We start from the raw sequence: 206 nt of genomic DNA on the forward strand, positions 1-206 counted from the left end.
AGGCGCTCCTCGAAGTATTCCTCCCCGAATACTCGTGTCAAGCCCCGGGTTTGGTGGAGGGTTTGTTAGACCCGTTCCATCGTTTTGATGGCGGGCAGGTTTGAGTAGTAATTGGTTTCTGCTTCCACGGGTGGGATGTATCCGATTTCGCCGTGGAGACGCCGGTAGTTGTACCAATCGATGTACTCAGCGACGGCTATTTCAAG

1 protein-coding gene is annotated in these 206 nt (G+C 53.4%); it reads right to left on the reverse strand.

The window, feature by feature from the left end; genetic code table 11:
• Positions 1-65: 65 nt before the first annotated feature.
• Positions 66-200 (reverse strand): IS3 family transposase, encoded by a 135-nt coding sequence (locus AAGW05_RS18650; protein ID WP_411806045.1) that lies wholly within the window; start codon positions 198-200, stop codon positions 66-68.
• Positions 201-206: the final 6 nt, after the last annotated feature.

This window comes from Arthrobacter sp. LAPM80, assembly GCF_046736435.1.
In the GTDB taxonomy this organism is placed as follows: domain Bacteria; phylum Actinomycetota; class Actinomycetes; order Actinomycetales; family Micrococcaceae; genus Specibacter.